This is a genomic window from Streptomyces cirratus (assembly GCF_014650775.1).
GTDB lineage: Bacteria > Actinomycetota > Actinomycetes > Streptomycetales > Streptomycetaceae > Streptomyces > Streptomyces cirratus.
Genome location: NZ_BMVP01000017.1, coordinates 33,740 through 57,086, shown reverse-complemented (window position 1 = coordinate 57,086; position 23,347 = coordinate 33,740). Strand labels below are relative to the sequence as shown.

The following is a 23,347-nucleotide window of genomic DNA, read 5'->3' as shown; positions in this document are numbered from 1 at the left end:
CTCTCCCCCCCGTCCCGCTCAACCGGCTCGCCCGGTCGTCACGGAAGGGGCGAAGGTGTCGTACCCGCAGTCACCCCAACGCCATACCCATGTCGGCCGAAGTCACAAACCTGGCTCGGAGCTACTGATGTCTGACGAATCGCGCCCCCACCGCACCGCCGCAGTGATCCCGGCCGCCGGGCGCGGGGTACGCCTCGGCCCCGGCGCCCCCAAGGCCCTGCGGACCCTCGGCGGAACGCCGATGCTGATCCACGCCGTCCGCGCCATGGCCCGCTCCCGCGCGGTGTCCCTCGTGGTGGTGGTCGCCCCGTCGGACGGCGCGCCCGAGGTGCGCCGCCTGCTGGACGAGCATCCGCTGCCGGAGCGGACCGAGGTGCTGGTCGTACCGGGCCGCGAGACCCGCCAGGGGTCCGTGCGCGCCGGCCTGGAGGCGCTCCCGGCGGACGTCACCTCCGTACTCGTCCACGACGCGGCCCGCCCGCTGGTCCCCGTCGAGACCGTCGACGCCGTCATCGAGGCCGTCCGCGACGGCGCGCCCGCCGTGGTCCCCGCCCTGGCGCTGGCCGACACCGTCAAGGAGGTCGAGCCCGGCAAGCCCGGCGAGCCGGAGCCCGTCGTCGCGACCCCGGAGCGGGCCCGGCTGCGCGCCGTCCAGACCCCGCAGGGCTTCGACCTCGCCACGCTGCTCCGCGCCCACGAGAAGTTCGCCCTCACCTCGGCCGGTGCCTCCGCCGCCGGCCCCGGCCCCGGCGTCGAGGGCGAGGGCGCCACGGACGACGCCGGCATGGTGGAACGCCTCGGCGTCACCGTCGTGGCGGTCCCCGGCCACGAAGAGGCCTTCAAGGTCACCCGCCCGCTCGACCTGGTCCTCGCCGAGGCCGTACTCGCCCGCAGGAGGGCCACCGATGCCTACTAGCCCCGACGCCGGAGCCCCCGCGGCCCCGCTCCCGCTGCTCCCGCTCGTCGGCATCGGCACCGACGTGCACGCCTTCGAGGCGGGCCGCGAACTGTGGTGCGCCGGCCTGCTGTGGGAGGGCGAGGACGGCCTCGCCGGACACTCCGACGGCGACGTCGCCGCGCACGCCGCCTGCGACGCGCTCTTCTCGGCCGCCGGAGCCGGAGACCTCGGCGCGCACTTCGGTACCTCCCGCCCCGAGTGGTCCGGCGCCGCCGGCGTCACGCTCCTCGCGGAGGCCGCCCGCATCGTCCGGGCCGAGGGCTTCGAGATCGGCAACATCGCGATCCAGGTGATCGGCGTACGACCGAAGATCGGCAAGCGGCGCGAAGAGGCGCAGAAGGCGCTGGCGGCCGCCGCGGGCGCCCCCGTGTCGGTCTCGGGCACCACCACCGACGGTCTCGGTCTCACCGGCCGCGCCGAGGGCCTCGCCGCCATCGCAACGGCCCTCGTCTACCGGGTGGACCCGTCCTAGAGCCACCCGCGCCGACACCACTTCGGCCACGAACAGAGCCGCTCCGGCAGCAAACAGGGCCCCGCGTCGCCGAAGGGTCGCGGGGCACTGCTACGGGCGCACTACTCTGGATGCCGTGACTATTCGCCTGTACGACACCAGCGCCCGGCAGATCCGCGACTTCAACCCCGTCACACCGGGCTGTGTCTCGATCTACCTCTGTGGCGCCACGGTGCAGGCCGCCCCGCACATCGGGCACGTCCGGTCGTACCTGAACTTCGACATCATGCGCCGCTGGTTCACCTACCGCGGCTACGACGTCACCTTCATCCGCAACGTCACGGACATCGACGACAAGATCATCAGGAAGGCCTCCGAGCAGGGCCGTCCCTGGTGGTCCATCGGTTACGAGAACGAGCGCGCCTTCAACGACGGCTACGACGCCCTCGGCTGCCTCCCGCCGACCTACGAGCCCCGCGCCACCGGCCACGTGCCGGAGATGATCGAGATGATGCGCGGCCTGATCGAGCGCGGTCACGCCTACGAAGCGGACGGCAGCGTCTACTTCGACGTGCGCTCCTTCCCCGGCTACCTGTCGCTTTCCAACCAGGACATCGACGACCTGCGCCAGCCCACTGAGGAAGGCATCACCGGCAAGCGCGACCCCCGCGACTTCGCCATGTGGAAGGCGTCCAAGCCGGGCGAGCCCGACTGGGAGACCCCGTGGGGCCGCGGCCGTCCCGGCTGGCACCTGGAGTGCTCCGCGATGGCGCACAAGTACCTCGGCCGCGTCTTCGACGTCCACGGCGGCGGCCTGGACCTGATCTTCCCGCACCACGAGAACGAGATCGCCCAGGCCAAGGCCTTCGGCGACGAGTTCGCGCAGTACTGGGTCCACAACGCCTGGGTCACCATGTCCGGCGAGAAGATGGCCAAGTCGCTCGGCAACTCGGTGCTCGTCTCGGAGATGCTCAAGCAGTGGCGTCCGATCGTGCTGCGCTACTACCTGGGCACCCCCCACTACCGCTCGATGATCGAGTACAGCGAGGAGTCGCTGCGCGAGGCGGAGTCGGCCTTCGCGCGCATCGAGGGCTTCTGCCAGCGCGTCGTCGAGAAGGCCGGCGGCCCCGTCGAACCGGCCGCCGAAGTGCCGCCCGCCTTCGCCGAGGTCATGGACGACGACCTCGGCGTGCCGCAGGCGCTCGCCATCGTCCACACGGCCGTCCGGCAGGGCAACAGCGCGCTGGCCGCCGACGACAAGGACGCGGCCATCGCGCGCCTGTCGGAGGTACGGGCCATGCTGGGCGTGCTCGGCCTGGACCCGCTCGACCCGTCCTGGGCCGGCGAGGGTGACCGCGGCGAGGACCTGCACGGCGCCGTCGACACCCTGGTGCGCCTGGTCCTGGAGCAGCGCGAGTCCGCCCGTGCGCGCAAGGACTGGGCCACCGCCGACGCCATCCGCGACCAGCTCCAGCAGTCCGGCCTGGTCGTCGAGGACGGCCCCACGGGACCCCGCTGGACGCTCGGCCCCCGCTGAGCCCGACGGGCACACAGGAGCCGAGTCCACCGGAGCAGTCCCGTTGTGCCGCCCGGCGTCCCGGGCGGCACACTCTTCATACGTACACACCGCAGCACCAACGAAACAGGTAGAGGTCATGGCCGGGAACAGCCAGCGCAGGAACCGCCGCACGTCCAACAAGAAGGGCGCTACGGTCGGCAGCGGTGGCCAGCGGCGCAAGGGCCTGGAGGGCAAGGGCCCCACGCCCAAGGCCGAGGACCGCAAGAAGCACAAGGCGAACCGCATCAGCAACGCCATGGCCCGCCAGGCCGCCAAGCGCCGCCCCGCACCCCGCCGCGGCGGCCCCAAGGGCACCAGCGAGATGGTCGTCGGCCGCAACCCGGTCTTCGAGGCGCTGCGCGACGGCGTCCCGGCCACCACCCTCTACGTCCAGCAGTTCATCGACAACGACGAGCGCGTCCGCGAGGCCCTCCAGCTCGCCGCCCAGCGCGGCAACATCAACCTGATGGAAGCCCCGCGCCCCGAGCTCGACCGCATGACCAACGGGCTCAACCACCAGGGTCTGGTCCTCCAGGTCCCGCCGTACGAGTACGCGCACCCCGAGGACCTCACCACCGCCGCCTACGACAACGGCGAGGACCCGCTGATCGTCGCCCTCGACGGCGTCACCGACCCGCGCAACCTCGGCGCGATCGTCCGCTCCGTCTCCGCCTTCGGTGGCCACGGCGTGGTCATTCCCGAGCGCCGCGCCGCCGGTATGACCGCGGGCGCCTGGAAGACCTCGGCCGGCACCGCCGCCCGCACCCCGGTCTCCCGCGTCACCAACCTGACCCGCGCCCTCCAGGAGTACAAGAAGGCCGGGATCGCCATCGTCGGCCTGGCCGCCGAAGGCGAGCACACCGTCAACGACCTGGCGGCGCTGGCCGGCCCGGTCGTCATCGTCGTCGGCTCCGAGGGCAAGGGCCTCGGCCGGCTCGTCGGCGAGAACTGCGACTACCTCGTGCGCATCCCGATGCCGGGCGGCGCGGAGTCGCTGAACGCCGGTGTCGCCGCCGGCGTCGTGCTCTACGAGGCCGCCCGCCGTCGCGCCGAGGCGCCGCGCACCTGATCACCGCAGGCCGATCGGCCGGCGTCCCTTGATCCGTTCGGCTCAGGGAACGTGACCCGTGAGCGTGTCACCCCGCCCCTTCCGGGCGGGGTGACTTGATCTTGACGGGTCTCGGACACATCCCTGCTGTCAAGGCAGTGTCCTTATCACTCGTCACTCGGTTAGATGAGTGTGGACACCAGAACGTCAGGGTTCGACGACCAGCCCGCGCTGAGCATGGTCAAGGTGCCGTGCGATCCCGCACAGGTCATCGTCAACCACGCAAGCTTCCGCGTGCGGCTCGCACCGAGCCCGAGCGCGCGTTCCAAGCCCTCGCTGCCATCCAATGCCCCCGGCCGGGCGCCCGTCCTCGGCGGTGCCGTGGCCGCCGCCGCCGGGGCGACCCGGCGCCGGGCCCCCGTCGTCTGGAGCGGCAAGGCCGACCCCGGCGACACCGCCGCGATGGGCGGTCTGCTCCAGGCGGTCCGGGAGGCGGGCCGCGGCCCCGACGGCTTCGACGGGGGCGCCACCCAGACCATCCCGCGCGTCGACCTCGCGCACGACCTCGCCGACGACACCCTCGCCACGCCGACCGTCATCGGCCAGCGCACCTACGGCGACCCCGACGAGACCCGCCCGCTCGGCGCGGTCCGCCGGCCCGGGGGGCCGTCCTACGACTACGGGCCCCCCGACGGGTACGGCACCGGGTACGACGGGGACAGCGGCGAAAGCGGGGACGAAACGCGGCGGTCGGCCTCCGACGCCCGCGCGCAGGCCTCCTACTACCCCGGCCGCCGGATGAACCTCGGCGTCGTGCTGCTCCCGCTGCGCGTGTTCCTCGGCTTCATCTCCATCTACGCCGGCATGGGCAAGCTGTGCGACCCCGTCTACTTCGACGGCGGCGAACGCGGCTCCATGGTCACCTGGCTGCACACCCTGCACCCCTGGGCACTGGCCGAGCCGCTGCGCGACTTCGCCCTCGCGCACCCCGTCGGCGCGGGGCTCACCGTGGCGTTCCTCCAGGTCATCGTGGGCGTGCTGACGGTCTTCGGGCTCTGGCAGCGGTTCGCCGCCTGCTTCGGCGCGCTGCTGTCCGCGGCGCTGCTGATGACGGTGAGCTGGAAGACCGTCCCGGCGTACGACGCGCCCGACATCATCTACCTGGCCGCCTGGAGCCCCCTGATCATCGCGGGCGCCCCCGTCTACTCGCTCGACGGCCGCCTCGCGGGTGAAGCCTGGCGCACGCTCGGCCCGCGCTCCGAGGTCTGGCAGCTGCGTCGGCGCGTCCTGCGGCGCGGGGCCCTCATGGGCGGCGTGATCTGCGGGCTCACCCTGCTCGTCGGCTCCCTCCTGGGCGGGGCCGTCCGCTCCACCGCCGTGGTCACCGTCCCGGGGCCCGGTCGGGCTCCGAGCAACTACCTGCCCGGCACCCCGCTGCCGGTGCAGGCGCCGGCCAAGCGGCAGCAGCAGCCCTCGCAGCAGCCGTCCAAGCCCGCCACGCCCTCGGCGAGCGCCTCCGCGCCCGCCGCCAAGTCCGGGCACGCCGGGGCCGGTTCGGCGCCCTCGCAGAGCGCCGGGACGGGCGCGCAGTCACCGTCCGCGAGCCGCAGCGGCGCCGGGAACGGCCAGAGCACCCCGCGCAGCAGCGCGCCGCGCCAGTCCAGCCCGCAGCAGCCGCCGACGTCCTCCTCGGGCAGCGGCAGCGGGGGCGGCAGCGGCGGCGGCGGGGCCAAGAAGCCCGGTCTGGTCGGCGGCCTGCTCGGCTGAGGACCGGTACCCGTACCCGAGGCCCGGCGCGCGAGGAGCGCGCCGGGCCCTTCGGCGTGCGCGGGCGTGCCCCGTGCGTGCCGTCGTGCGTGCCGTCGTACGTGCCCGCGCGCCGTCGCTCGTGGGGTGCTCGGGGGGCCGCTCAGGAGCCGCCGTGCGCGGCCAACTCCCGGGCGGCCTCGGTCAGGTCCTTCGCCGTGTCGATCGCCCGCCAGTAGGCCCCCTGGGGCAGCGGGAAGCCCGCGAGGCGGCGCTCCCGGGCCAGCCGGGGGAACGTGGTCCGCTCGTGGTCGCCCAGGTCGGGCAGCAGCGCCGCGAAGGCCGGGCCGAACACGTACACGCCGGCGTTGACGGGGTACGGCGACTGCGGAGCCTCGATGAAGTCCAGTACCTGCCCGAACCCGTTGGTCTCCACGACGCCCCACGGGATCCGCGGCCGGGCCAGCGCCAGTGTGGCCACCGCGTCGCGCTCCTTGTGGAAGGCGGCCATCTCGCGCAGCGAAAACCGGGTCCAGACGTCGCCGTTGGTGGCGTACCAGGGCTGGTCCGCGTACGGGAGGTGGCGGGCGGCGTACTTGAGGCCGCCGCCCCGGCCCAGCGGCTCCTCCTCCACCACGGTCGTCACCCGCAGCGGCAGCCGGGCCCGGCCCAGCCAGTCCTGGAGGACCCCGGCGAGGTGTCCGCAGGAGACGACGGCATCGGTCACCCCCTCCGCCGCGAGCCAGGCGAGCTGGTGCCCGATGATCGGCATGCCCGTCCCCGGGATCTCGACCATCGGCTTCGGGCGGTCGTCCGTGTACGGCCGCAGCCGCGTGCCCTGGCCGCCCGCCAGGACCACGGCCTGGGTGGGGGCAGCCGGGAACGCGGCCGCGTCGTGCGGGGGTCGGGGCGGTACGGGGGGAACGTCGGTCATGCCCGTCAGCGTAGGCAGGAGCCCCCCGCGGCGACGGCCGACTCGGCGGCCGTCAACCCGCCGGTCGGGCCGTCAGCCCATGGAGGCGACGCCGGACGCGTACGAGGTGTCGCACACGGGGCGGGCGAAGGACTGCGCCTTCGTCGGTCCGTAGGCCTCGACGGCGGCCCGGCCCAGCGCCCGCGCGATGCCCACGCAGTGCTCGGCGAGCGAGGGCCGCCGGTCGACCTCCTGCTGGAGGTGCGTGAGGACGTCGCCCGGCTCCTCGCCCTGCCGCAGCTCGGTGAGCAGCTTGTCGCGCAACAGGTCCTGTGCGGCACGCGGCTTGGCGGGAACGGACACGCCTTCGGCAGAGGCGGTCAGGATCTGGGAGGAGGAGTTGTCCGCCCAGGGGACCATGGTGACCGCCAGCGTCCCGGACAGGACCAGGACGACGGGCAGGACCAGGGCGAGGGATCGGCCGATACGGCGGGCAGTGTGGGTCACGAAGGCGAGAGTAGCGCTCGGTGAAGATGTGGCGACAATCAGTCACCCGGTCGGGGGATGGTTCGACGCGGGTTTTCGATTACCGGGTTGACGGGTGGGGCTGAATGGCCCGTTCTGCCCGGGATGCCGGTCACGGGCAACTTGCCGGAAAGGGGCACCCCTTGGCGGAGCGCCCCTTCACCGTTGCCGTTGCCGCGACCGTCAGCCGGAGAGGCGGGCGCCCGAGGACGTGGAGAACACGTGGATCTCGTCGGGGCGCGGCACCACGTGCAGCGTCGAGCCCTTCTCGGGCACCTGGCGGCCGTTGACGCGGACCACGAGGTCCTGCTTGCCGGCGGTGGCGTCGGCGACGGAACCGTAGACGTAGCCGTCGGCGCCGAGTTCCTCGACCACGTTCACCGTGATCGTCAGGCCGCCCGCGTCGCCGATGTCGAAGTGCTCGGGACGGACGCCGACCGTCACGGTGCGGTCGCCCGCGTCGGCTGCCGCGGTCAGCGCCTCGCGGGAGACGGGGACGACGCTCTCGCCGAACTTCACGCCACCGTCGGTGATCGGCACCTCGACGAGGTTCATCGCGGGCGAGCCGATGAACCCGGCGACGAACAGGTTCGCGGGCCGGTCGTACATGTTGCGCGGGGTGTCGACCTGCTGGAGCAGACCGTCCTTGAGGACCGCGACCCGGTCGCCCATGGTCATGGCCTCGACCTGGTCGTGGGTGACGTACACGGTGGTGATGCCGAGGTCCCGCTGGAGGGCGGCGATCTGCGTACGGGTCGAGACGCGGAGCTTGGCGTCGAGGTTCGACAGCGGCTCGTCCATGAGGAACACCTGCGGCTTGCGCACGATCGCGCGGCCCATCGCGACGCGCTGGCGCTGGCCGCCGGAGAGCGCCTTCGGCTTGCGGTCGAGGTACTGGGTGAGGTCGAGCATCTTCGCCGCCTCCTCCACCTTGCGACGGATGGTCGCCTTGTCCTCGCCGGCGATCTTGAGGGCGAAGCCCATGTTGTCCGCGACGGACATGTGGGGGTAGAGCGCGTAGTTCTGGAACACCATCGCGATGTCCCGGTCCTTGGGCGGCAGGTGCGTCACGTCGCGCTCACCGATGCGGATGGCGCCGCCGTTGACGTCCTCCAGGCCGGCGAGCATGCGCAGCGAGGTGGACTTGCCGCAGCCCGAGGGGCCGACGAGGACGAGGAACTCCCCGTCCTCGATCTCCAGCTCGAGCTGGTCGACGGCGGGCTTGTCGCCGCCGGGGTACAGCCTGGTCGCCTTGTCGAAGGTGACAGAAGCCATGGTGGTGAATCCCTTCTACCGGCAGGAACGTGCCGGACGATCCGAGTGGAAGGTCTAGTCCAGTAACCGGACTCCGCCCGACGCTACCCGCCCGCCCGCCTCGTGTCAGCACCCCCGGGACGTGACGTCGGAAAGTTCTTCGCTGGCGGGTTGGCGGGCTGTGTAAAGTGAAGGCGATTCTGCGTGCCGCGCAGCGTCGGTGCCTCCTTAGCTCAGTCCGGCCAGAGCAACGCACTTGTAATGCGTAGGTCGTCGGTTCGAATCCGACAGGGGGCTCTGGTGAAGGCCCAGCTCTGACCTCTTCTGAGCTGGGCTTTCGTGTTTCACCGAATCTTGCGGCGGCGCCGGGCGCGGGCGGCACGGGTGCTCTCTGTCTCAGTTCTGGTCTCAGACGCGGGTCCGGGGCCAGGTCCCGGGGCGGCCGCGGAGCGGGTCGCGGGCGGGTTGGGTGTAGGCGAGGGTGCGATAGCCGTTCGGGAGGGTGACCGTCTCGACCCCCGGCGGGAGTTCCCGCAAGCGACAGTGCGGGCTGCTGGATCGCGGCGGGTGGTAGATGGGGTCGCCGTAGCGGGTGGTAGTGGAGTTCACCGCGTTCGGCGGAGGCCTTGAGGGTCTTGCGGACGGCTCCGTGGCTGCGGCCGACGAGGTCGGCGACGGCGGCGGGCTTCATGCCCTCGGCGCCGGCCGCGCGGATCGCGGTGATCGCGTCCGGGAGCCAGGAGGGCCCGGTTTCCCTGTCGTCGCGGAGCGCGGACAGGTTCAGCCCCGAGGGTTCGGCCTTCGGTTCCGCCGGGGTGTCGGGGGTCTGGGGCTGGGGGGTGGTGGTGAATTCGATGCCGATGAGCCGCTCGAACTCGGCGTCGACCGCGTCCACTGCCGGCGCGGCCGGGGTGGGGTCGGTGCGGAGCGCGGAGAGGTTCAGGCCCGAACCGCCCGCCGGGACCTGGGACTCGACGGGCGGGGTGGTGTGGTGCTCGGTGATCCAGGCGGTGCGGTTCTGGTCCCAGCGGCGGGTGTGGTCGGGGCCCGCGGCTTTCGCGGAGACCGGGTCGAGGCGGGGTGGCGGTCGGAGGTGGCGATGACGATGTCGCGGATCTGGGCGGGCCACGTCGATGTCCGCGCCGCTCCTTCCAGGGCGGGGGCGGTGTTCGCGTCGCGCTCGTCTTCACGGGAGCCACTAGCCGCACCACGCGCGAGCGGATGCCGCGGGGCGAGGCGGAGCACTACCGGGAGCGGGCTCTGGAGCTGGGTGTGCCGGCGGAGGCCGTGCTTGTCGAGTCGAACGCGCGAAACACGGGCGAGAATATCCGCTTTTCCCGTGCACTCCTCGCAGATCGCGGAGTGCACGTTTCGTCTGTACTACTCGTCAGCAAGCCGCACGAGGAGCGGCGAGCCTATGCGACTGCTCAGAAGTTCCGGCCAGCAGTCGAGTTCATCAGCGCATCTGCGCCGATGACGCTTGCCGAGTACGCCTATGCCGGCCCCGGTCCGCACCGAGCCAGGAGTGTGCAACGGCGGGATAGGAGTTTCCCGACGCCGTCAAGGCACCCGCCGGGCCCGGCGCGGTCGGTCGCCCGGGCCTGCGCCCCTTCTGTGCCCTGCTCCACCCCGGCCGAAGACCGCACGCTTACGGCTCAGGGTTGCGGGGTGGAGAACCCCGTTATGGCTGGGGCGGCGGCTCCACGGCCAACCCGCCTCGGAGGTCGAGGCTCGTTCGGGTACACGTTCCCTCAGAGCTGGCCAAAGTGGATCCGTCGAGGATGATCAGGGACAGAAATCGTACAGGGCTTCTTCTATTCGCCAGGACCTTAATGCGCGGAAGAACGTTTCTGTCTCGTGCGCCAAATGGGGTCGAGTTGCTTGCTGAGTGCGTGTCGCTCTTAGCGAGAAACCAGCCTTTTCTATCATTACCGCATGCTGAGACAGCAGGACCACCCGGGCAGGTATCGGGCCTATTTCCGTCTCCTCGTGATTATCCTTCTCGTTGAAGGTGTCACGTTTCTGGCCAGCGCGATTGCCGATATTTCGACATTCGGCAAGGAGCAGGCGCTCTCGACCCTATTGCGATCGGTGCTGGCCGCTCTAAGCCTGGCGGCGCTTGCGCAGGTACTTCACACAAAGTGTGGGCATCCCAACCACGGTTGGCAGCTGGCGCTCCCCGGGTTCTCTCGGGATCGAAACCCCTGGCATTATCCGCTCGTGTTGCTCGCTCAGGCGGCCGCACTCCCGATGCTGTTTATTCCCATTTGGATTGAACTTAAAAGTCCAATCATGGACGGCTTCGATGCCCCGCTACTTTGTCTTTCAATTCTCCTTTTCGTGTACGCCGTTGTGCTTCTAATGACTGCCCTAGCCAGTGGGCATGTCAACTTTGGGTGGGTTGCACTAGGCTCCCTGCTGCCCTTGCTTGGTTTTGCCCAGTTCGCATACCTAACCTTTTACAAGCCTGCATATGAACGCCCCAAAGTGGACGTCGCGACGCGGATTGAAAAAGTGAATAGCTCCCGCGGGGTCACCCGATTGCTGGGCACTGTAACCTTGCAAAACAAAGGTGAAGCGTCAGCCGACGTACTTGGCGCTATGTTTACGGTTACTGGACATAGGATGGAATCGGCGGAAGGCATGGGTGCGGGAAAGGTTAGCCAGCTACTGGATTTGTCGGAGCCGGATCGGCATCACTTCGGAAAATTTGTCTCTCTACTCAGCTTCGATGACCTAATGGCCACTGGGGAGTCGTTGGCGCCCGGGGAGAGTCGAACTCGCTCATTCGTATTTGACGCGCGCGACGGCGGGCAGAATTTTGTCCGCTTGACTGTCTACGTCTCCACGGCCACTCCCACGGGCGATTCAAAGCTCGCACCATGTAAAACTCAACCGAGGTCCTCCAATGTTTGCACGCGGACGAATTTCCCGGCCAGCAGTTGGGCTCGCAAAATCCTGGGCGACGATCCGTTTTCCCTGACGACGGTACACTTTGCCTCCCTGCCTAAGGGGCCCCCTTACCTCTCCACCGAATACCACTCTGCAAGCCGAGTGCAACGTAAGGAAGCGGAGGCTATCGACCCTCTTGCCCGTAATCAGTTCGTTCAGTCGATCGCTGAATATCGACTGGATCCATAAAAGGTACCTTCCGAGGTCAACCGCTCGTAGACCGTAGGGGATCAGACGCAGACGCAATGCCCCGGGCCTTTGAGGTCCGGGGCATTGCGCGTGTCCGGGGGCGGTCAGTGGCGGCCGGAGATGCGGTCGGCGAGGCGGGCCAGGGGGGTGGTGGCGGGGGTGTGGGTGGTGGTTTCGCGGCGGTCGGCCTCGCGGTAGGCGGCGTAGAGGGCCTGGACGCCCAGCCAGCGGAAGGGTTCCGGCTCCCAGCGGCGGACGCGGTGGTTGACCCAGGGGAGGGCGGTGAGGTCCGTGGACGCGCCCAGGACCAGGTCGCGCAGGGTGCGCCCGGCGAGGTTGGCGGTGGCCACGCCGGAGCCGACGTAGCCGCCGGCCCAGCCGAGGCCGGTGGTGCGGTCGAGGGTGACGGTGGCGCACCAGTCGCGGGGGACGCCGAGGACCCCCGACCAGGCGTGGGTGACCTCCACTCCGGTCAGCACCGGGAAGAAGGAGGTGAGCAGGGCCGTGAGGGAGGCGATGGTGCGTTCCTGGGTGGTGCCGTCGTTGTCGGTGCGCGAGCCGTAGCGGTAGGGGACCCCGCGGCCGCCGATCGCGATGCGGTCGTCGGCGGTGCGCTGGGCGTACATGTAGGCGTGGGCCATGTCGCCGAGGAGCGCCGCGTCGGACCAGTTCAGGGATTCCCAGGTGGACGGGGCCAGCGGGGCCGTGACGATCATCGAGGAGTTCATGGGGAGCCAGGAGCGCTTGTGGCCCTTGAGGGCGGCGGTGAAGCCCTCGGTGCAGCGCAGGACGTACGGGGCGCGGACGGTGCCGTACGGGGTGCGGGCGCGGCCGGGGTCGATCTCGGTGACGGGGGTCGACTCGTGGATGACCACGCCGAGCCGTTCGCAGGCCGCCGCCAGGCCCGTGACGAGTTTCAGTGGGTGGATGCGGGCGCCGTGGGGGGACCAGCTGGAGCCGACGGCGTCCGCGACGTCGATGAGGGCGCGGGTGTCGGTGGCGTCGTGCAGGACGCGGTCGGTTTCGCCGAAGGAGAGCTCGCCCTCGTGGAAGGCGCGCAGGCGGGTGAGCTGGGCGGGGGTGCGGGCGACTTCGAGGACGCCGCCGTGGTGGATGTCGGCCTGGATGTCCTCCTTGGCGGCGACGCCGATGACCTCGCCGACGGTCTCGTTCATGGCCTGCTGGAGGCGGAGCGCGGCCTGGTGGCCGTGGAGCGCGGCGTAGCGGTCGCGTCCGGCGATGCCGTTGTAGAGCCAGCCGCCGTTGCGGCCGGAGGCACCGTAGCCGCAGAACTTCTGCTCCAGGACGGTGACGCGGAGGTCGGGTGCGGAGGACTTGAGGTAGTAGGCGGTCCACAGGCCGGTGTAGCCGCCGCCGACGATGACGACGTCTGCCGTGGCGTCGGAGGTGAGGGGGGCGCGGGGCGGTGCGGTGGCGGTGTGGTCCGTCGCGTACCAGAAGGAAATGCCGCCGTTGATCGTCATGGGGAGTTTGCTACACCCGGTTTCCGAGGGGTGTCCAGGGACGGGGTGTCGCGTTTCCGGGCCGGATCGGGGGCCGGTTGGCTGATGCGGCCGCAGGGGCCGCCTGGGGCCGGTCGTAGGGTGCGGGCATGATTCGCAACGCTGTGGAGGCGGACGTTCCCGTCATCCGGTCCATGATCCGAGAACTCGCGGAGTACGAGAGGGTGCCGCACGAGGCGCGGGCCACCGAAGAGCAGTTGCGGGAGGCGCTGTTCGGGGAGCGGCCGGCGGCGTTCGCGCACGTCGCGGAGACGGAGGAGGGGGAGGCCGTCGGGTTCTCGCTGTGGTTCCTCAGCTTCTCGACGTGGCGAGGGGTGCACGGGATCTACTTGGAGGACCTGTACGTGCGTCCCGGCGCGCGCGGTGGCGGATACGGGAAGGCGCTGCTGGCGGAGCTGGCGCGGATCTGCGGGGAGCGGGGGTACGAGCGGCTGGAGTGGTCGGTGCTCAAGTGGAACGAGCCGACGATCGCGTTCTACGAGGCGTTGGGCGCGCGGCCGCAGGACGAGTGGACGGTGTACCGGCTGACGGACGGGGCGCTGGCGGGCCTGGCGGGCCTGGCGGGCCTGGCGGAGTCGGGGGCGGCGGACTAGGCGGGCGCCGCCGGGGCGTTGTGGGGGCGTTGTCAGTGGGGTGCGTCACGATGGGGGAATGGTGCGGAAGGGGCAGGGCCGGGGCGGATCGGTGAAGGCGGCCAAGCGCGCGGAGGTGCGGTTGCCGGAGTTGGTGGCGTGGGAGGGGGGCGGGCTGGAGCCGGACGGGGACTACGACGGGGTGGAGTTCACGGACGTGGACTTCGGTGGCCAGGAGGGGATCGGGGCCCGGTTCATGGACTGCGCGCTGCGGCGGTGCGGGCTGGACGAGGCGGGGCTGGCGAAGGCGCGGATCCTGGACTCGGTACTGGAGGGGGTGCGGGGGGTGGGGACGGACCTGTCGGGGGCGTCGCTGCGGGACGTGGAGCTGGTGGAGGCGCGTCTCGGCGGCGTCCAGTTGCACGGGGCGGTGCTGGAACGGGTGGTCGTGCGGGGCGGGAAGATCGACTACCTGAACCTGCGGAAGGCGCGGCTCAAGGACGTGGTCTTCGAGGGGTGCGTTCTCGTGGAGCCGGACTTCGCGGGGGCGGTGCTGGAGCGGGTGGAGTTCCGGGACTGCACGCTGCGGGGGGCGGACTTCCTGGGGGCGCGGATGGCCGACGTGGACCTGCGGGAAGCGGTGGAGCTGGGGATCGCCCGGGGCGTGGAGGCCTTGGCGGGCGCGGTGATCAGCCCGGCGCAGCTGTACGACCTGGCCCCGGCGCTGGCGGCGCAGCTGGGGGTGCGGGTGGTGCCGTGACCGGGGTGCCGGTCCGGGCCGTCCGGCCCGAGTGCGCCGGTCAGGGCTCAGGCGGGGACGCGGGGGAAGCGGGCCTGGAGGGTCCAGATGGCGGGGTTGTCGGCGAGGCCGTCGTGCATGTCGACGAGGTCGGCGATGAGGTCGTGCAGGAAGTCCCGGGCCTCGCGGCGGAGCAGGCGGTGGGTGAAGGTCAGGGGGGCTTCCTCGGGCGGCATCCAGTCGGCCTCGATGTCGACCCAGCCGAAGCGGCGCTCGAACAGCATGCGGTCGGAGGACTCGGTGAAGTCCAGTTCGGCGTACTGGCGGTTGGCGGAGCGGCTGCCGCGGGGGTCTTGGTCGAGCTGCTCGACGATGTCGCAGAGCGCCCAGGCGAAGTCGAGGACGGGAACCCATCCCCAGGCTGTGGACAACTCCCGGTCGGCGTCGGTGTCGGCGAGGTAGACGTCTCCGCAGAAGAGGTCGTGGCGCAGGGTGCGGATGTCCGCCGAGCGGTAGTCGGTCTGCGGGGGGTCGGGGAAGCGGCGGGAGAGGGAGTAGCCGATGTCGAGCACGTAGTGATGGTGTCACGGGGTGGGGTGGCTCCGCCGGGTGGGGGCGGGGGGCTCCGCCGGTTGGGCGGGCGCGGCGGCGGGGCTGGGTCTTGCTGCCCCTGGGTGGGCGGGTGCGGCGGCGTTGCCGGGGCGGGCCCCCGGGCGCCCGCGTCTCAAGCGGCGGCGGGGCTGGCAGGTGCCTCAAGCGGGCGGCGGGGCTGGAAGGCGCCTCAGCCGGCGGTGGGGCTGAAATGGGTGGGCCCGGTGGCTACGACGGGAGGAGGCGTTGTTCCTTGGCCACCGCGACGGCGCCCGCGCGGGTGTCGACGCCGAGTTTGTCGTAGATGCGGCCCAGGTGGGTCTTGACCGTGGCTTCGCTGATGAAGAGGGCGCGGGCGATGTCGCGGTTGCCGAGGCCGCGGGCCAGCTGGGTGAGGATGTCCAGTTCACGGTCCGTCAGCGTCGGGCGCGCCCCCCGCATGTGCGCCATCACACGGCTGGCCACCGGCGCGGAGAGGGTGGTGCGGCCGGCCGCCGCCGAGTGGATCGCGGCGAAGAGTTCCTCGGGGCGTTCCGCCTTGAGGAGGTATCCCGTGGCGCCCGCCCCGATGGCGCGGGTGATGTCCGCGTCGGTGTCGTACGTCGTCAGGACCAGCACGTGCGGGGGGTTCGGGGCGGCGGTGATGCGGCGGGTGGCCTCCACCCCGTCGATGCCGGCGCCCAGCTGGAGGTCCATCAGCACCACCTCGGGCCGGAGCTTCGCGGCCAGTGCGACCGCCTCCTCGCCGCTGCCCGCTTCGCCGAGCACCTCGATGTCGGGTTCGCTGCCCAGCAGGGCCAGCAGACCGGCGCGGACGACCACGTGGTCGTCGCAGAGGAGGATCGTGGTCATCGGACCGGCTCCAGGGGGATCGCGGCGGACAGGACGGTTCCTTCGCCGGGGGTGGATTCAAGGGTGAGGGTGCCGCCGAGCTGCCGCACGCGGGCACGTATCGCGGGGAGGCCGTGGCCCCGGCCGGGGGTGTCGGCGCGGGTTTCGCGGGGTTCGGTGAAGCCGTGTCCGTCGTCCGCGACGTCCAGGACGACCTGGTCGCCCAGGAAGCTCAGGGTCAGGGCGGCGGTCCGGGCCCCCGAGTGCTCTCGGACGTTGGCCAGGGCGCCCTGGGCGATCCGCAGCAGGGCGGATTCGGCGCGGTCGGGCAGCGGGGCGGGCGTGCCCTCCAGGTGGAAGCGGACCTCGATGTCCGGGCCGGCGTCCAGCGCGCGCAGGGCGTCGGCGAGGCGCCCGCCGCCCGCCAGCTCGGGCGGGGCGAGGTCGTGGACCAGCCGGCGGGCCTCGGCGAGGCCGCGCGCGGCGGTTTCGGTGGCGGTACGGACGTGCGCGCGGGCGGTGCCGGGGTCGCTGTCCCAGGTGCGGTCGGCGGCCTGGAGCAGCATCTGCTGGCTGGACAGGTGCTGCGCGAGGGTGTCGTGGATCTCCATGGAGAGCCGCTGGCGTTCGGCGAGGGTGCCTTCGCGGCGCTCGGTGGCGGCCAGTTCCCGGCGGGTGCGGAGGAGGTCGTCGATCAGGGTGCGCTGTGCCCGGGTCTGGCGCTCCATGTGGACGAAGACGGCCGTGGCGAGGGCGGCGACGGCGGGCGGGGCGAGGAGGAGGTTCGGGTCGAAGGACGGGGACAGCCTGAGCTGGGCGGCGACGACGAGGGCGGTGAGCAGGGCGACGAGGACGACCGCAGCGCGCGGGGGAAGGGTGCGCAGGGCGGTGTAGAAGAGGGGCACGGCGCACCAGGCGAAGCTGGGTGCGAGGAGGACGAGGACCACCCAGGTGGCGACGACCCCGCCCAGCCAGAGCAGGCGCCGCACCGTGGGCGCGGCGCCGAGGGCGGGCCCGAGGACGTACAGCAGGGCGAGGGTGGTCCCGAGGGCGATGACCCAGGGCGTCCGGGGCTCGCCGGGATGGTGCAGCAGGAACCGGGCCACGGAGGCACCGAGGAGCAGGAAGAACGCGGCGTGCGTGACGGCGCCCAGCATCCGCGTCCCGGGGGCGGCGGCGGTGGCGGTGGCCGTGGTGCCGCCGGTGTCGGGCGCTCCCGCCCCCGGGCCCGGGGACGCGCCGGCGGGGCCCTTGGCGGGGGTGGGGTCGGGGGCGGGGGTCACGCGGGCTCCTGGGGGTGGGGCGTAGGTACATCCTGAGCCAAACCGGCAGGTGAGCGCGGCGCATCGGCCGATCGGACGACCCCGGGGTCGTCCGGTGCGGGGACGGGGCGGGGCGGGATACCGGGTGAGGCTTGGAGCAGCGGACCACCTACCTCTGGAGCAGCAGCATGAACACCCGTACCCGCGTTCTCACCGGTACCGCCCTCGCCGTCGCGCTCGGCGCCGGGACCTTCGGCGCCGTCAGTGCCGGCGCCGCCCAGTCCGACGGCCCGAAGGGCGACGACAGGAACTTCACCACCTCGACCCACCTCACCGTCGGCGCCGCCACCCGCGCGGCCCAGGCCGCGCTGGAGGCCGCCGAGAAGGAGGGGCAGAAGGTCACCGTCGCGGTGGTGGACCGCAACGGCAACACCGTCGTCACCCTGCGCGGCGACGGCGCCGGTCCGCAGTCCTACGAGTCGGCGCAGCGCAAGGCCTACACCGCCGTGTCCTGGAACGCCCCGACCTCGGTGCTCGCCGGCCGTCTCGCCCAGGCCCCCAACCTCAAGGACATTCCCGGCACCCTCTTCCTGGCCGGCGGCACCCCGGTGCAGGCCAAGGGCGCCCCGGTCGCGGGCATCGGCGTGGCCGGCGCCCCGAGCGGTGACCTGGACGAGAAGTTCGCCAAGGCCGGTGCCGACGCGCTCGGCAATTAGGCCCTGTCCGGGCGGCCTTCTCGGGCCGGCATAGATCGCCCGGAGAGGGCTCAGGCCGCGCTCGCGCCCGCCCGCATAGGATCGAGCGCGTGGATCACCGCGCGCTCAACCGGCCCAACCGGCCCAACCGGCTCAACCGGCCCAACCGGCCCAACCGGGACAACCGGCTCAACCGGCTTCGGCTGACCCGGCTCGCCGCGCCCGCCGTCGCCGCCCTCGTCGCCCTCACCGCGGGCTGTACGGGTTCGACCGTGCAGGGCCGGCCGGGCGCGTCGGGGCTGCGGGACCCGTACTTCCCCAAGGCGGGCAACGGCGGCTACCAGGTCGACCACTACGCCCTGGACCTCGGCTACCGCCCCGCCGACCGGCAGCTGACCGGCACGGCCGTCATCACGGCCCGCGCGGAGCAGACCCTGAGCTCCTTCAATCTCGACCTCAGCGGGCTGCGCGTCGACGCGGTCACCGTCGAGGGCGAGCCGGCCCGGTACAACCGGACGGGCCGGGAGCTGACGGTGCGCCCGCGCAAGGACCTCGGCAAGGGCGAGGTCTTCCGTGCGGAGGTCCGCTACAGCGGTACGCCGAGGCCCCTCACCGACGCGGACGGTTCCCAGGAGGGCTGGATCACGACCGCCGACGGGGCGGTGGCCGTCGGAGAACCCGTCGGGTCGATGACCTGGTTCCCCGGCAACCACCACCCCAGCGACAAGGCGTCCTACGACATCACCCTCACCGTCCCGCAGGGCTACGAGGCGGTGTCCAACGGCGAGTTGGCGTCCCGCCGGGACACCGGCGACGGGCGGACCGCCTTCGCCTGGCACAGCGCCGAGCCGATGGCGAGCTACCTGGCCACCGCCGCCATCGGGAAGTTCAAGGTGGCCACCTCGCGCACCTCCTCGGGCATCGGCGTCTACAACGCGGTGGCGCCCGGCGAGGAAGCCCGGAGCGCGGCGGCGCTGGGGCGGCTGCCGGAGGTGGTGGAGTGGGGCGCCGGGCGGTTCGGGCCGTACCCGTTCGCCACCGTGGGAACGATCGTGGTGCCGGACGGCACACTGCCGTACGCGTTGGAGACGCAGACCAAACCCGTCTACTCGGGCGCCCCTTCGGTGGAGCTCACCGTGCACGAACTCGCGCACCAGTGGTTCGGCGACTCGGTGTCGCCGAAGTCCTGGAAGGACATGTGGCTCAACGAGGGGTTCGCGACGTACGCGGAGTGGCTGTGGTCGGAGGACCACGGCGGGCCCGGCGCGCAGAAACGGTTCGACGCCCTCCTCGCCGGTGACACGTCCTTCGAGGGGGCGGACGCCGCCCACTGGGACGCCTTCCCGCCCGCGGCCCCGCCCGGGCCCGAGGACATCTCGGAGGCCCCGGTGTACTACCGGGGCGCGATGGTGCTGCAGCGGATCCGCCAGGAGGCGGGTGACGAGCGGTTCTTCGACCTGTTGCGCGGCTGGGCCGCGGACCACCGCCACGGGAACGCGAGCACGGCGGACTTCACCGCCTACGCGCAGCAGCGGACGGGCCGTGATCTGAAGAAGGTCTGGGACGTGTGGCTGTACGGCGAGGACAGTCCCAAGCCGTAGCCGTAGCCGCAGCTGTAGCCGCAGCCGCAGCCGTAGCCGTCATCGCCCGCATCGGCGGCGGGGCCCCTCCCCGGTGCCGATCGCGGGGAGGGGCCCCGGCAGTGGCCGTGCCGGGGGAGATCAGACGTTGACGCCGAAGTCCTGGGCGATGCCGGTGAGGCCCGAGGCGTAGCCCTGGCCGACGGCGCGGAACTTCCACTCCGCGCCGTTGCGGTAGAGCTCGCCGAAGACCATGGCGGTCTCGGTCGCCGCGTCCTCGGAGAGGTCGTAGCGGGCGATCTCGGCGCCGCCGGCCTGGTTCACGACGCGGATGTACGCGTTGCGGACCTGGCCGAAGTTCTGGCTGCGCGACTCGGCGTCGTAGATGGAGACCGGGAAGACGATCTTGTCGACATCGGCCGGGAGGCCGGCGAGGTTGACCTTGATGGACTCGTCGTCGCCGGAGCCCTCGCCGGTGCGGTTGTCACCGGTGTGGACGATGGTCTGGTCCGGGGTGGACTTGTTGTTGAAGAAGACGAAGTGACCGTCGGAGACGACCTTGCCCGTCGCGTTCACCGCGATGGCGGAGGCGTCGAGGTCGAAGTCGACACCGGTGGTGGTGCGGACGTCCCAGCCGAGGCCGACCGTGACGGCGCTGAGGCCGGGGGCCTCCTTGCTAAGCGAGACGTTGCCGCCCTTGGACAGGCTTACTGCCATTTTGACTGGTGTCCCTTCCTCAATCACATGACCGCCGGACGTGGTCAAGTTACCGCTGCCCTGCATAACGCGGGGAGGGGGCCGGTAGGTTCCACGGCCCGCGCGGCGGCGGGCGGGCGCGGGGAAATGGGGTGACGGGGTGCGGTGCGGGGCGGGATCATAGGGCCATGCCTGGTCCCTATGTCATCCGTGGTTCCGTCGCGCTGCCCGAGGGGGAGCTCGGCTGGCGGTTCTCGCGTTCCTCCGGGCCCGGCGGCCAGCACGTGAACACCTCCGACTCGCGGGTGGAGCTGCTGTTCGACCTCGGGGCGACGAAGGCGCTGCCGGAGGTGTGGAAGGAGCGGGCACTGGAGCGGCTCGCGTCCCGGCTGGTGGGCGGGGTGCTGACGGTACGGGCCTCCGAGCACCGCTCGCAGCTGCGCAACCGGGAGATGGCGCTGGTGCGGCTGGCGTCGCTGCTGGCGGAGGCGACGGCGCCGCCGCCGAAGCAGCGGCGGGCGACGAAGATCCCGCGCGGGATCAACGAGCGGCGGCTGCGGGAGAAGAAGGCGCGGGCCGAGACGAAGCGGGGCCGTACGGGCCGCGACTGGTAGCCCGCCCGCGCGGCGGGCCGTACCGGGCCGCCCCTACCGCGCCAGGTGCCGGTAGCGCCCGCGGAAGTACGTCAGCGGCGGCGCGTCGGGGTTGGGCAGGGCGGCCGACAGGACCCGGCCGACGACCAGGGTGTGGTCGCCCGCCGGGACGCGGGACTCCGTACGGCACTCCAGCGTGGCCAGCGCCTGCGTCAGCAGCGGGGCCCCCGAGACGGCACCCCGCTCGTACGGGACGCCCGCGAACAGCAGCCGGTCGCTGATCCGGCCCTTCATCGCGAACCGGCCCGCGACCTGGAGCTGGCTGTCCGCGAGGACCGAGACGGCCCACAGCGGCTGCTCCGCCAGCAGGTCGTCCATCCGGGAGCCCTCGCGCAGGCTCACCAGGACCAGCGGGGGGTCCAGGGACACCGACATGAAGGCGGTCGCCGTCATGCCGACGTCCTCCCCCCGCGGACCGCCGGCCGTCAGCGCGGGCTCGTGGGCGGTGATCAGCGTTACGCCGGCCGCCAGCCGGGACATCGCGGCGCGGAATTCTTCGTCGGTCACCCCCTCAGGATGCGGGGTGGGGGCGGTGGGGGCGGGTTCCAGGGTCGTCTTCGGCACGCCTGGAACGCTAGTCTCGCTCCCTCGCGGCGCACATCGGGCCTTGGTCCCAGGCGCGTACGGACCCCGGGTCCTAGGACCGCGCGTATCGTTTGCCCGCGGAAAGGAGAGGGAGCGCTCCCAGTCGCGGCGAAGCCTCTCGCGCCTCTTCCGGGCACGTTCTTCATCTCATGTGACTTGAGTCACAGACGGCAAGATTTGTTGACCCTGTGTACCTGCCGCACAGCTCACTGTGATTCAGTGGACGGGACACCGCAACGAACCGCCGATGACACACCTGGAGTTGCTGTCGAGGTCTCGGGGAGAGCGAGCAATGGAGACCGAGTCGGAGCCGTACGTCCGTCTTGCGACCCTGCGGCAGCTGCACCGGGTGGTGGCCGACCTCAATACGGCCCGGAGCCTGGCGGACACTCTGCAGACCGTCGTGGACGGCATCGTCGCGGGCCTCGGCTACGAACTCGCCTGTGTCAACCTCGTGCGCCCCGACGGGGATCTCGTCGTGGCCGCCTTCGCAGGTGACCCCGCCGCCGAGGCCCTGATCACCGGACGCGTCGGCTCCCGCCCCTCCTGGGAACGCCGTCTGACGATGGGTGAGGACTGGGACGGGCTGCGGTTCATCCCGCACACCGAGGGCTGGGTCCTGCTGGAGGACGACGTGCCCCAGTGGCACACCGAGGGCCCCGATCCCCGCTTCGCCGACGAGTGGCACCCCGAAGACCGGCTCTATGCACCCATGTACGCGTCCGGCGGGGAACTTCTGGGTGTCATTTCGGTGGACAGACCGCGCAACGGCCGCCGCCCGGGCGCCTGGGGGCGCGAGGCGCTCCAGATGTACGCCTTCCAGGCGGCGATTGCGATCAGCAACGCGCGGCTCCGAGCGAACATGCAGCGGGCCCTGGTGCGGCTGGAGCGCGAACAGCAGGCGTTGCGCGCCAGTGAGGAGTCGTTCCGCCAGGCCTTCGAGTACGCGCCCAGCGGCATGGCCATCGCCGAGATGGGCGGCGACCAGCACGGCCGGCTGCTGCGGACCAACGACGCGCTGTGCCGGCTGCTGGGGCGGCCGGCCTCCGTGCTGCGCCGGTACTCCTTCTCCGACCTCGTCCACCCCGAGGACATCGGCACGCTGCTGCGGACCTCGGCCGAGGGCGGCCGGGCCGAGCTGCGGCTGGGCCGGCGCGACGGTACGTACGTGTGGGTCTCGCTGCGCAATTCCGTGGTGGCCGACGCCGCCGACGGGCCCCGGTTCCTGCTCACCCACGTCGAGGACATCGAGGAGCGCAAGCGGCACGAGCTCCAGCTCGCGCACCGGGCCAGCCACGACGCGCTGACCGGCCTGCCCAACAGCGCCGAACTGCGCTCGCGGCTCGGCGCCCGGCTGTGCCGTCGGCCACAGTCCGTACGGGCCACTGCCGTGGAGGCGCTGGACGCGGCCTTCGAGGGGCGCCCGGAGGCGGGAGGTGGTGCCGCGGAGCACGGCTTTCGCCCCGACGGGTACGGCGACCCCTTCGAAAGTCCCGCGGCGCCCCCGGGCGAGGTGGGCCCGTACGACCACCACGTGCACACCGTCGCACCCGCCACCGACATCGACGACGGGACGAAGGGCCTCGCGGTGCTCTTCTGCGACCTCGACGGCTTCAAGTCGATCAACGACCGGTTCGGCCACCACACGGGTGACGCCGTACTGATCGAGGTCGCCCGGCGGCTGACGACGGGCGTGCGCGACGGGGACACGGTCGCCCGGCTCGGCGGTGACGAGTTCGTCGTCCTCGCCGACGGGCTGGGCGCGGCCGACGCCGCCGACCTGGCCGTCCGGCTGCGGAACGCGATCATCCCGCCGATCCGGGTGGACGGCCGCGCGGTCCGCGTCGGGGCGAGTTTCGGCATCGGCTGGGCCAGCTGCGGCATGTCGGCGGACGAGGTGTTGCGCTCCGCCGACCAGCGGATGTACATCGAGAAAAGGTCCCGTTCCAAGGCGCACCGCCGGGCCGGCTGAGCCGATCGGCCGCCCGTGGGCGCACGTGTTCGGGGTAGGCTCCCGTGGGTCGAA

General features: G+C 71.8%; 21 protein-coding genes, 1 tRNA gene and 1 pseudogene. 14 read left to right on the top strand and 9 right to left on the bottom strand.

Features of this window, described 5'->3' with window-relative positions:
* The first annotated feature begins 127 nt into the window (after positions 1-127).
* The 5 genes from ispD to IE207_RS28550 all read left to right on the top strand — a co-directional run bounded on the left by ispD (position 128) and on the right by IE207_RS28550 (position 5,782).
* Entirely contained in the window at positions 128-916 is a 789-nt protein-coding gene (gene ispD, locus IE207_RS28570; protein WP_190187203.1) for a 2-C-methyl-D-erythritol 4-phosphate cytidylyltransferase, read from the top strand.
* Positions 906-1,430: a 2-C-methyl-D-erythritol 2,4-cyclodiphosphate synthase gene (ispF, locus tag IE207_RS28565; protein ID WP_190187202.1), complete on the top strand. Its 525-nt coding sequence runs from the start codon at positions 906-908 to the stop codon at positions 1,428-1,430. The genes ispD and ispF overlap by 11 nt, the downstream gene beginning before the upstream one ends.
* 115 nt (positions 1,431-1,545) lie before the next feature.
* A complete protein-coding gene (gene cysS / locus IE207_RS28560) occupies positions 1,546-2,946 on the top strand; it encodes a cysteine--tRNA ligase (protein ID WP_190187201.1) in 1,401 nt (466 codons plus the stop codon).
* A gap of 118 nt (positions 2,947-3,064) precedes the next feature.
* Positions 3,065-4,036, top strand: a complete 972-nt coding sequence (gene rlmB / locus IE207_RS28555) for a 23S rRNA (guanosine(2251)-2'-O)-methyltransferase RlmB (protein ID WP_190187200.1) — start codon at positions 3,065-3,067, stop codon at positions 4,034-4,036.
* Positions 4,037-4,201: 165 nt separating this feature from the next.
* A complete protein-coding gene (locus IE207_RS28550) occupies positions 4,202-5,782 on the top strand; it encodes a DoxX family protein (protein WP_190187199.1) in 1,581 nt (526 codons plus the stop codon).
* 142 nt (positions 5,783-5,924) lie between these two features.
* On the opposite strand, the gene IE207_RS28545 is transcribed toward IE207_RS28550, so the two are convergent.
* The 3 genes from IE207_RS28545 to IE207_RS28535 form a co-directional block, all read right to left on the bottom strand.
* Positions 5,925-6,695, bottom strand: a complete 771-nt coding sequence (locus IE207_RS28545; RefSeq protein WP_190187198.1) for a nucleotidyltransferase family protein — start codon at positions 6,693-6,695, stop codon at positions 5,925-5,927.
* 72 nt (positions 6,696-6,767) lie between these two features.
* A complete protein-coding gene (locus tag IE207_RS28540; RefSeq protein ID WP_136213738.1) occupies positions 6,768-7,181 on the bottom strand; it encodes a hypothetical protein in 414 nt (137 codons plus the stop codon).
* Positions 7,182-7,382: 201 nt separating this feature from the next.
* Positions 7,383-8,474, bottom strand: a complete 1,092-nt coding sequence (locus tag IE207_RS28535; RefSeq protein ID WP_190187197.1) for an ABC transporter ATP-binding protein — start codon at positions 8,472-8,474, stop codon at positions 7,383-7,385.
* Between the two features lie 201 nt (positions 8,475-8,675).
* On the opposite strand from IE207_RS28535, the gene IE207_RS28530 reads away from it, so the two are divergent.
* The 3 genes and pseudogenes from IE207_RS28530 (at position 8,676) to IE207_RS28520 (ending at position 11,594) form a co-directional block, all read left to right on the top strand.
* Positions 8,676-8,750, top strand: a tRNA-Thr gene (locus IE207_RS28530).
* An 819-nt stretch (positions 8,751-9,569) separates the two neighbouring features.
* A pseudogene (locus IE207_RS28525) lies at positions 9,570-9,944 on the top strand (YdcF family protein); the annotation flags it as partial.
* Positions 9,945-10,388: 444 nt separating this feature from the next.
* Entirely contained in the window at positions 10,389-11,594 is a 1,206-nt protein-coding gene (locus IE207_RS28520) for a hypothetical protein (protein ID WP_190187196.1), read from the top strand.
* Between the two features lie 104 nt (positions 11,595-11,698).
* Here the strand turns inward: IE207_RS28520 and IE207_RS28515 are convergent, their stop codons facing one another.
* Positions 11,699-13,078, bottom strand: coding sequence for an NAD(P)/FAD-dependent oxidoreductase (locus IE207_RS28515; RefSeq protein ID WP_190187195.1), 1,380 nt, complete (start codon positions 13,076-13,078; stop codon positions 11,699-11,701).
* Between the two features lie 128 nt (positions 13,079-13,206).
* Between IE207_RS28515 and IE207_RS28510 the strand changes: the two genes are divergently transcribed.
* Complete coding sequence (locus tag IE207_RS28510; RefSeq protein WP_190187194.1) at positions 13,207-13,710, top strand: GNAT family N-acetyltransferase; 504 nt, start codon at positions 13,207-13,209, stop codon at positions 13,708-13,710.
* Positions 13,711-13,768: 58 nt separating this feature from the next.
* On the top strand, positions 13,769-14,449 hold the full coding sequence (locus tag IE207_RS28505) for a pentapeptide repeat-containing protein (RefSeq protein WP_190187193.1): 681 nt from the start codon (positions 13,769-13,771) through the stop codon (positions 14,447-14,449).
* A gap of 47 nt (positions 14,450-14,496) precedes the next feature.
* Here the strand turns inward: IE207_RS28505 and IE207_RS28500 are convergent, their stop codons facing one another.
* The 3 genes from IE207_RS28500 to IE207_RS28490 form a co-directional block, all read right to left on the bottom strand.
* Positions 14,497-15,000: a hypothetical protein gene (locus IE207_RS28500; RefSeq protein ID WP_190187192.1), complete on the bottom strand. Its 504-nt coding sequence runs from the start codon at positions 14,998-15,000 to the stop codon at positions 14,497-14,499.
* A gap of 247 nt (positions 15,001-15,247) precedes the next feature.
* Positions 15,248-15,871, bottom strand: coding sequence for a response regulator (locus tag IE207_RS28495; protein ID WP_190187191.1), 624 nt, complete (start codon positions 15,869-15,871; stop codon positions 15,248-15,250).
* Positions 15,868-17,133: a sensor histidine kinase gene (locus IE207_RS28490; RefSeq protein WP_373304781.1), complete on the bottom strand. Its 1,266-nt coding sequence runs from the start codon at positions 17,131-17,133 to the stop codon at positions 15,868-15,870. The genes IE207_RS28495 and IE207_RS28490 overlap by 4 nt, the downstream gene beginning before the upstream one ends.
* 167 nt (positions 17,134-17,300) lie before the next feature.
* Here IE207_RS28490 and IE207_RS28485 point away from each other — a divergent pair, with 167 nt between their 5' ends.
* Both IE207_RS28485 and IE207_RS28480 read left to right on the top strand, forming a co-directional pair.
* The gene (locus IE207_RS28485) at positions 17,301-17,828 is read left to right on the top strand and encodes a GlcG/HbpS family heme-binding protein (RefSeq protein WP_190187190.1); all 528 of its coding nucleotides are present in this window, start codon (positions 17,301-17,303) and stop codon (positions 17,826-17,828) included.
* 182 nt (positions 17,829-18,010) lie between these two features.
* The gene (locus IE207_RS28480) at positions 18,011-19,408 is read left to right on the top strand and encodes a M1 family metallopeptidase (protein ID WP_190187270.1); all 1,398 of its coding nucleotides are present in this window, start codon (positions 18,011-18,013) and stop codon (positions 19,406-19,408) included.
* 120 nt (positions 19,409-19,528) lie between these two features.
* Here IE207_RS28480 and IE207_RS28475 read toward each other — a convergent pair whose 3' ends face one another.
* Positions 19,529-20,104, bottom strand: coding sequence for a TerD family protein (locus tag IE207_RS28475; RefSeq protein ID WP_136213763.1), 576 nt, complete (start codon positions 20,102-20,104; stop codon positions 19,529-19,531).
* A 167-nt stretch (positions 20,105-20,271) separates the two neighbouring features.
* Here IE207_RS28475 and arfB point away from each other — a divergent pair, with 167 nt between their 5' ends.
* A complete protein-coding gene (gene arfB / locus IE207_RS28470) occupies positions 20,272-20,697 on the top strand; it encodes an alternative ribosome rescue aminoacyl-tRNA hydrolase ArfB (protein WP_190187189.1) in 426 nt (141 codons plus the stop codon).
* 33 nt (positions 20,698-20,730) lie between these two features.
* On the opposite strand, the gene IE207_RS28465 is transcribed toward arfB, so the two are convergent.
* Positions 20,731-21,300 (bottom strand): flavin reductase family protein, encoded by a 570-nt coding sequence (locus IE207_RS28465; protein WP_190187188.1) that lies wholly within the window; start codon positions 21,298-21,300, stop codon positions 20,731-20,733.
* A gap of 313 nt (positions 21,301-21,613) precedes the next feature.
* Here IE207_RS28465 and cdgB point away from each other — a divergent pair, with 313 nt between their 5' ends.
* Entirely contained in the window at positions 21,614-23,293 is a 1,680-nt protein-coding gene (gene cdgB / locus IE207_RS28460; protein ID WP_190187187.1) for a diguanylate cyclase CdgB, read from the top strand.
* Positions 23,294-23,347 lie beyond the last annotated feature (54 nt).

Bases quoted from the DNA above. Each gene is read 5' to 3' on its own strand.
- cdgB (WP_190187187.1), top strand. From the start codon at position 21,614: ATGGAGACCGAGTCGGAGCCGTACGTCCGTCTTGCGACCCTGCGGCAG.
- IE207_RS28510 (WP_190187194.1), top strand. From the start codon at position 13,207: ATGATTCGCAACGCTGTGGAGGCGGACGTTCCCGTCATCCGGTCCATG.
- IE207_RS28495 (WP_190187191.1), bottom strand. From the start codon at position 15,871: ATGACCACGATCCTCCTCTGCGACGACCACGTGGTCGTCCGCGCCGGT.
- IE207_RS28515 (WP_190187195.1), bottom strand. From the start codon at position 13,078: ATGACGATCAACGGCGGCATTTCCTTCTGGTACGCGACGGACCACACC.
- ispD (WP_190187203.1), top strand. From the start codon at position 128: ATGTCTGACGAATCGCGCCCCCACCGCACCGCCGCAGTGATCCCGGCC.
- rlmB (WP_190187200.1), top strand. From the start codon at position 3,065: ATGGCCGGGAACAGCCAGCGCAGGAACCGCCGCACGTCCAACAAGAAG.
- arfB (WP_190187189.1), top strand. From the start codon at position 20,272: ATGCCTGGTCCCTATGTCATCCGTGGTTCCGTCGCGCTGCCCGAGGGG.
- IE207_RS28550 (WP_190187199.1), top strand. From the start codon at position 4,202: ATGAGTGTGGACACCAGAACGTCAGGGTTCGACGACCAGCCCGCGCTG.
- IE207_RS28485 (WP_190187190.1), top strand. From the start codon at position 17,301: ATGAACACCCGTACCCGCGTTCTCACCGGTACCGCCCTCGCCGTCGCG.
- IE207_RS28520 (WP_190187196.1), top strand. From the start codon at position 10,389: ATGCTGAGACAGCAGGACCACCCGGGCAGGTATCGGGCCTATTTCCGT.
- IE207_RS28535 (WP_190187197.1), bottom strand. From the start codon at position 8,474: ATGGCTTCTGTCACCTTCGACAAGGCGACCAGGCTGTACCCCGGCGGC.
- IE207_RS28505 (WP_190187193.1), top strand. From the start codon at position 13,769: ATGGTGCGGAAGGGGCAGGGCCGGGGCGGATCGGTGAAGGCGGCCAAG.
- IE207_RS28545 (WP_190187198.1), bottom strand. From the start codon at position 6,695: ATGACCGACGTTCCCCCCGTACCGCCCCGACCCCCGCACGACGCGGCC.
- IE207_RS28475 (WP_136213763.1), bottom strand. From the start codon at position 20,104: ATGGCAGTAAGCCTGTCCAAGGGCGGCAACGTCTCGCTTAGCAAGGAG.
- ispF (WP_190187202.1), top strand. From the start codon at position 906: ATGCCTACTAGCCCCGACGCCGGAGCCCCCGCGGCCCCGCTCCCGCTG.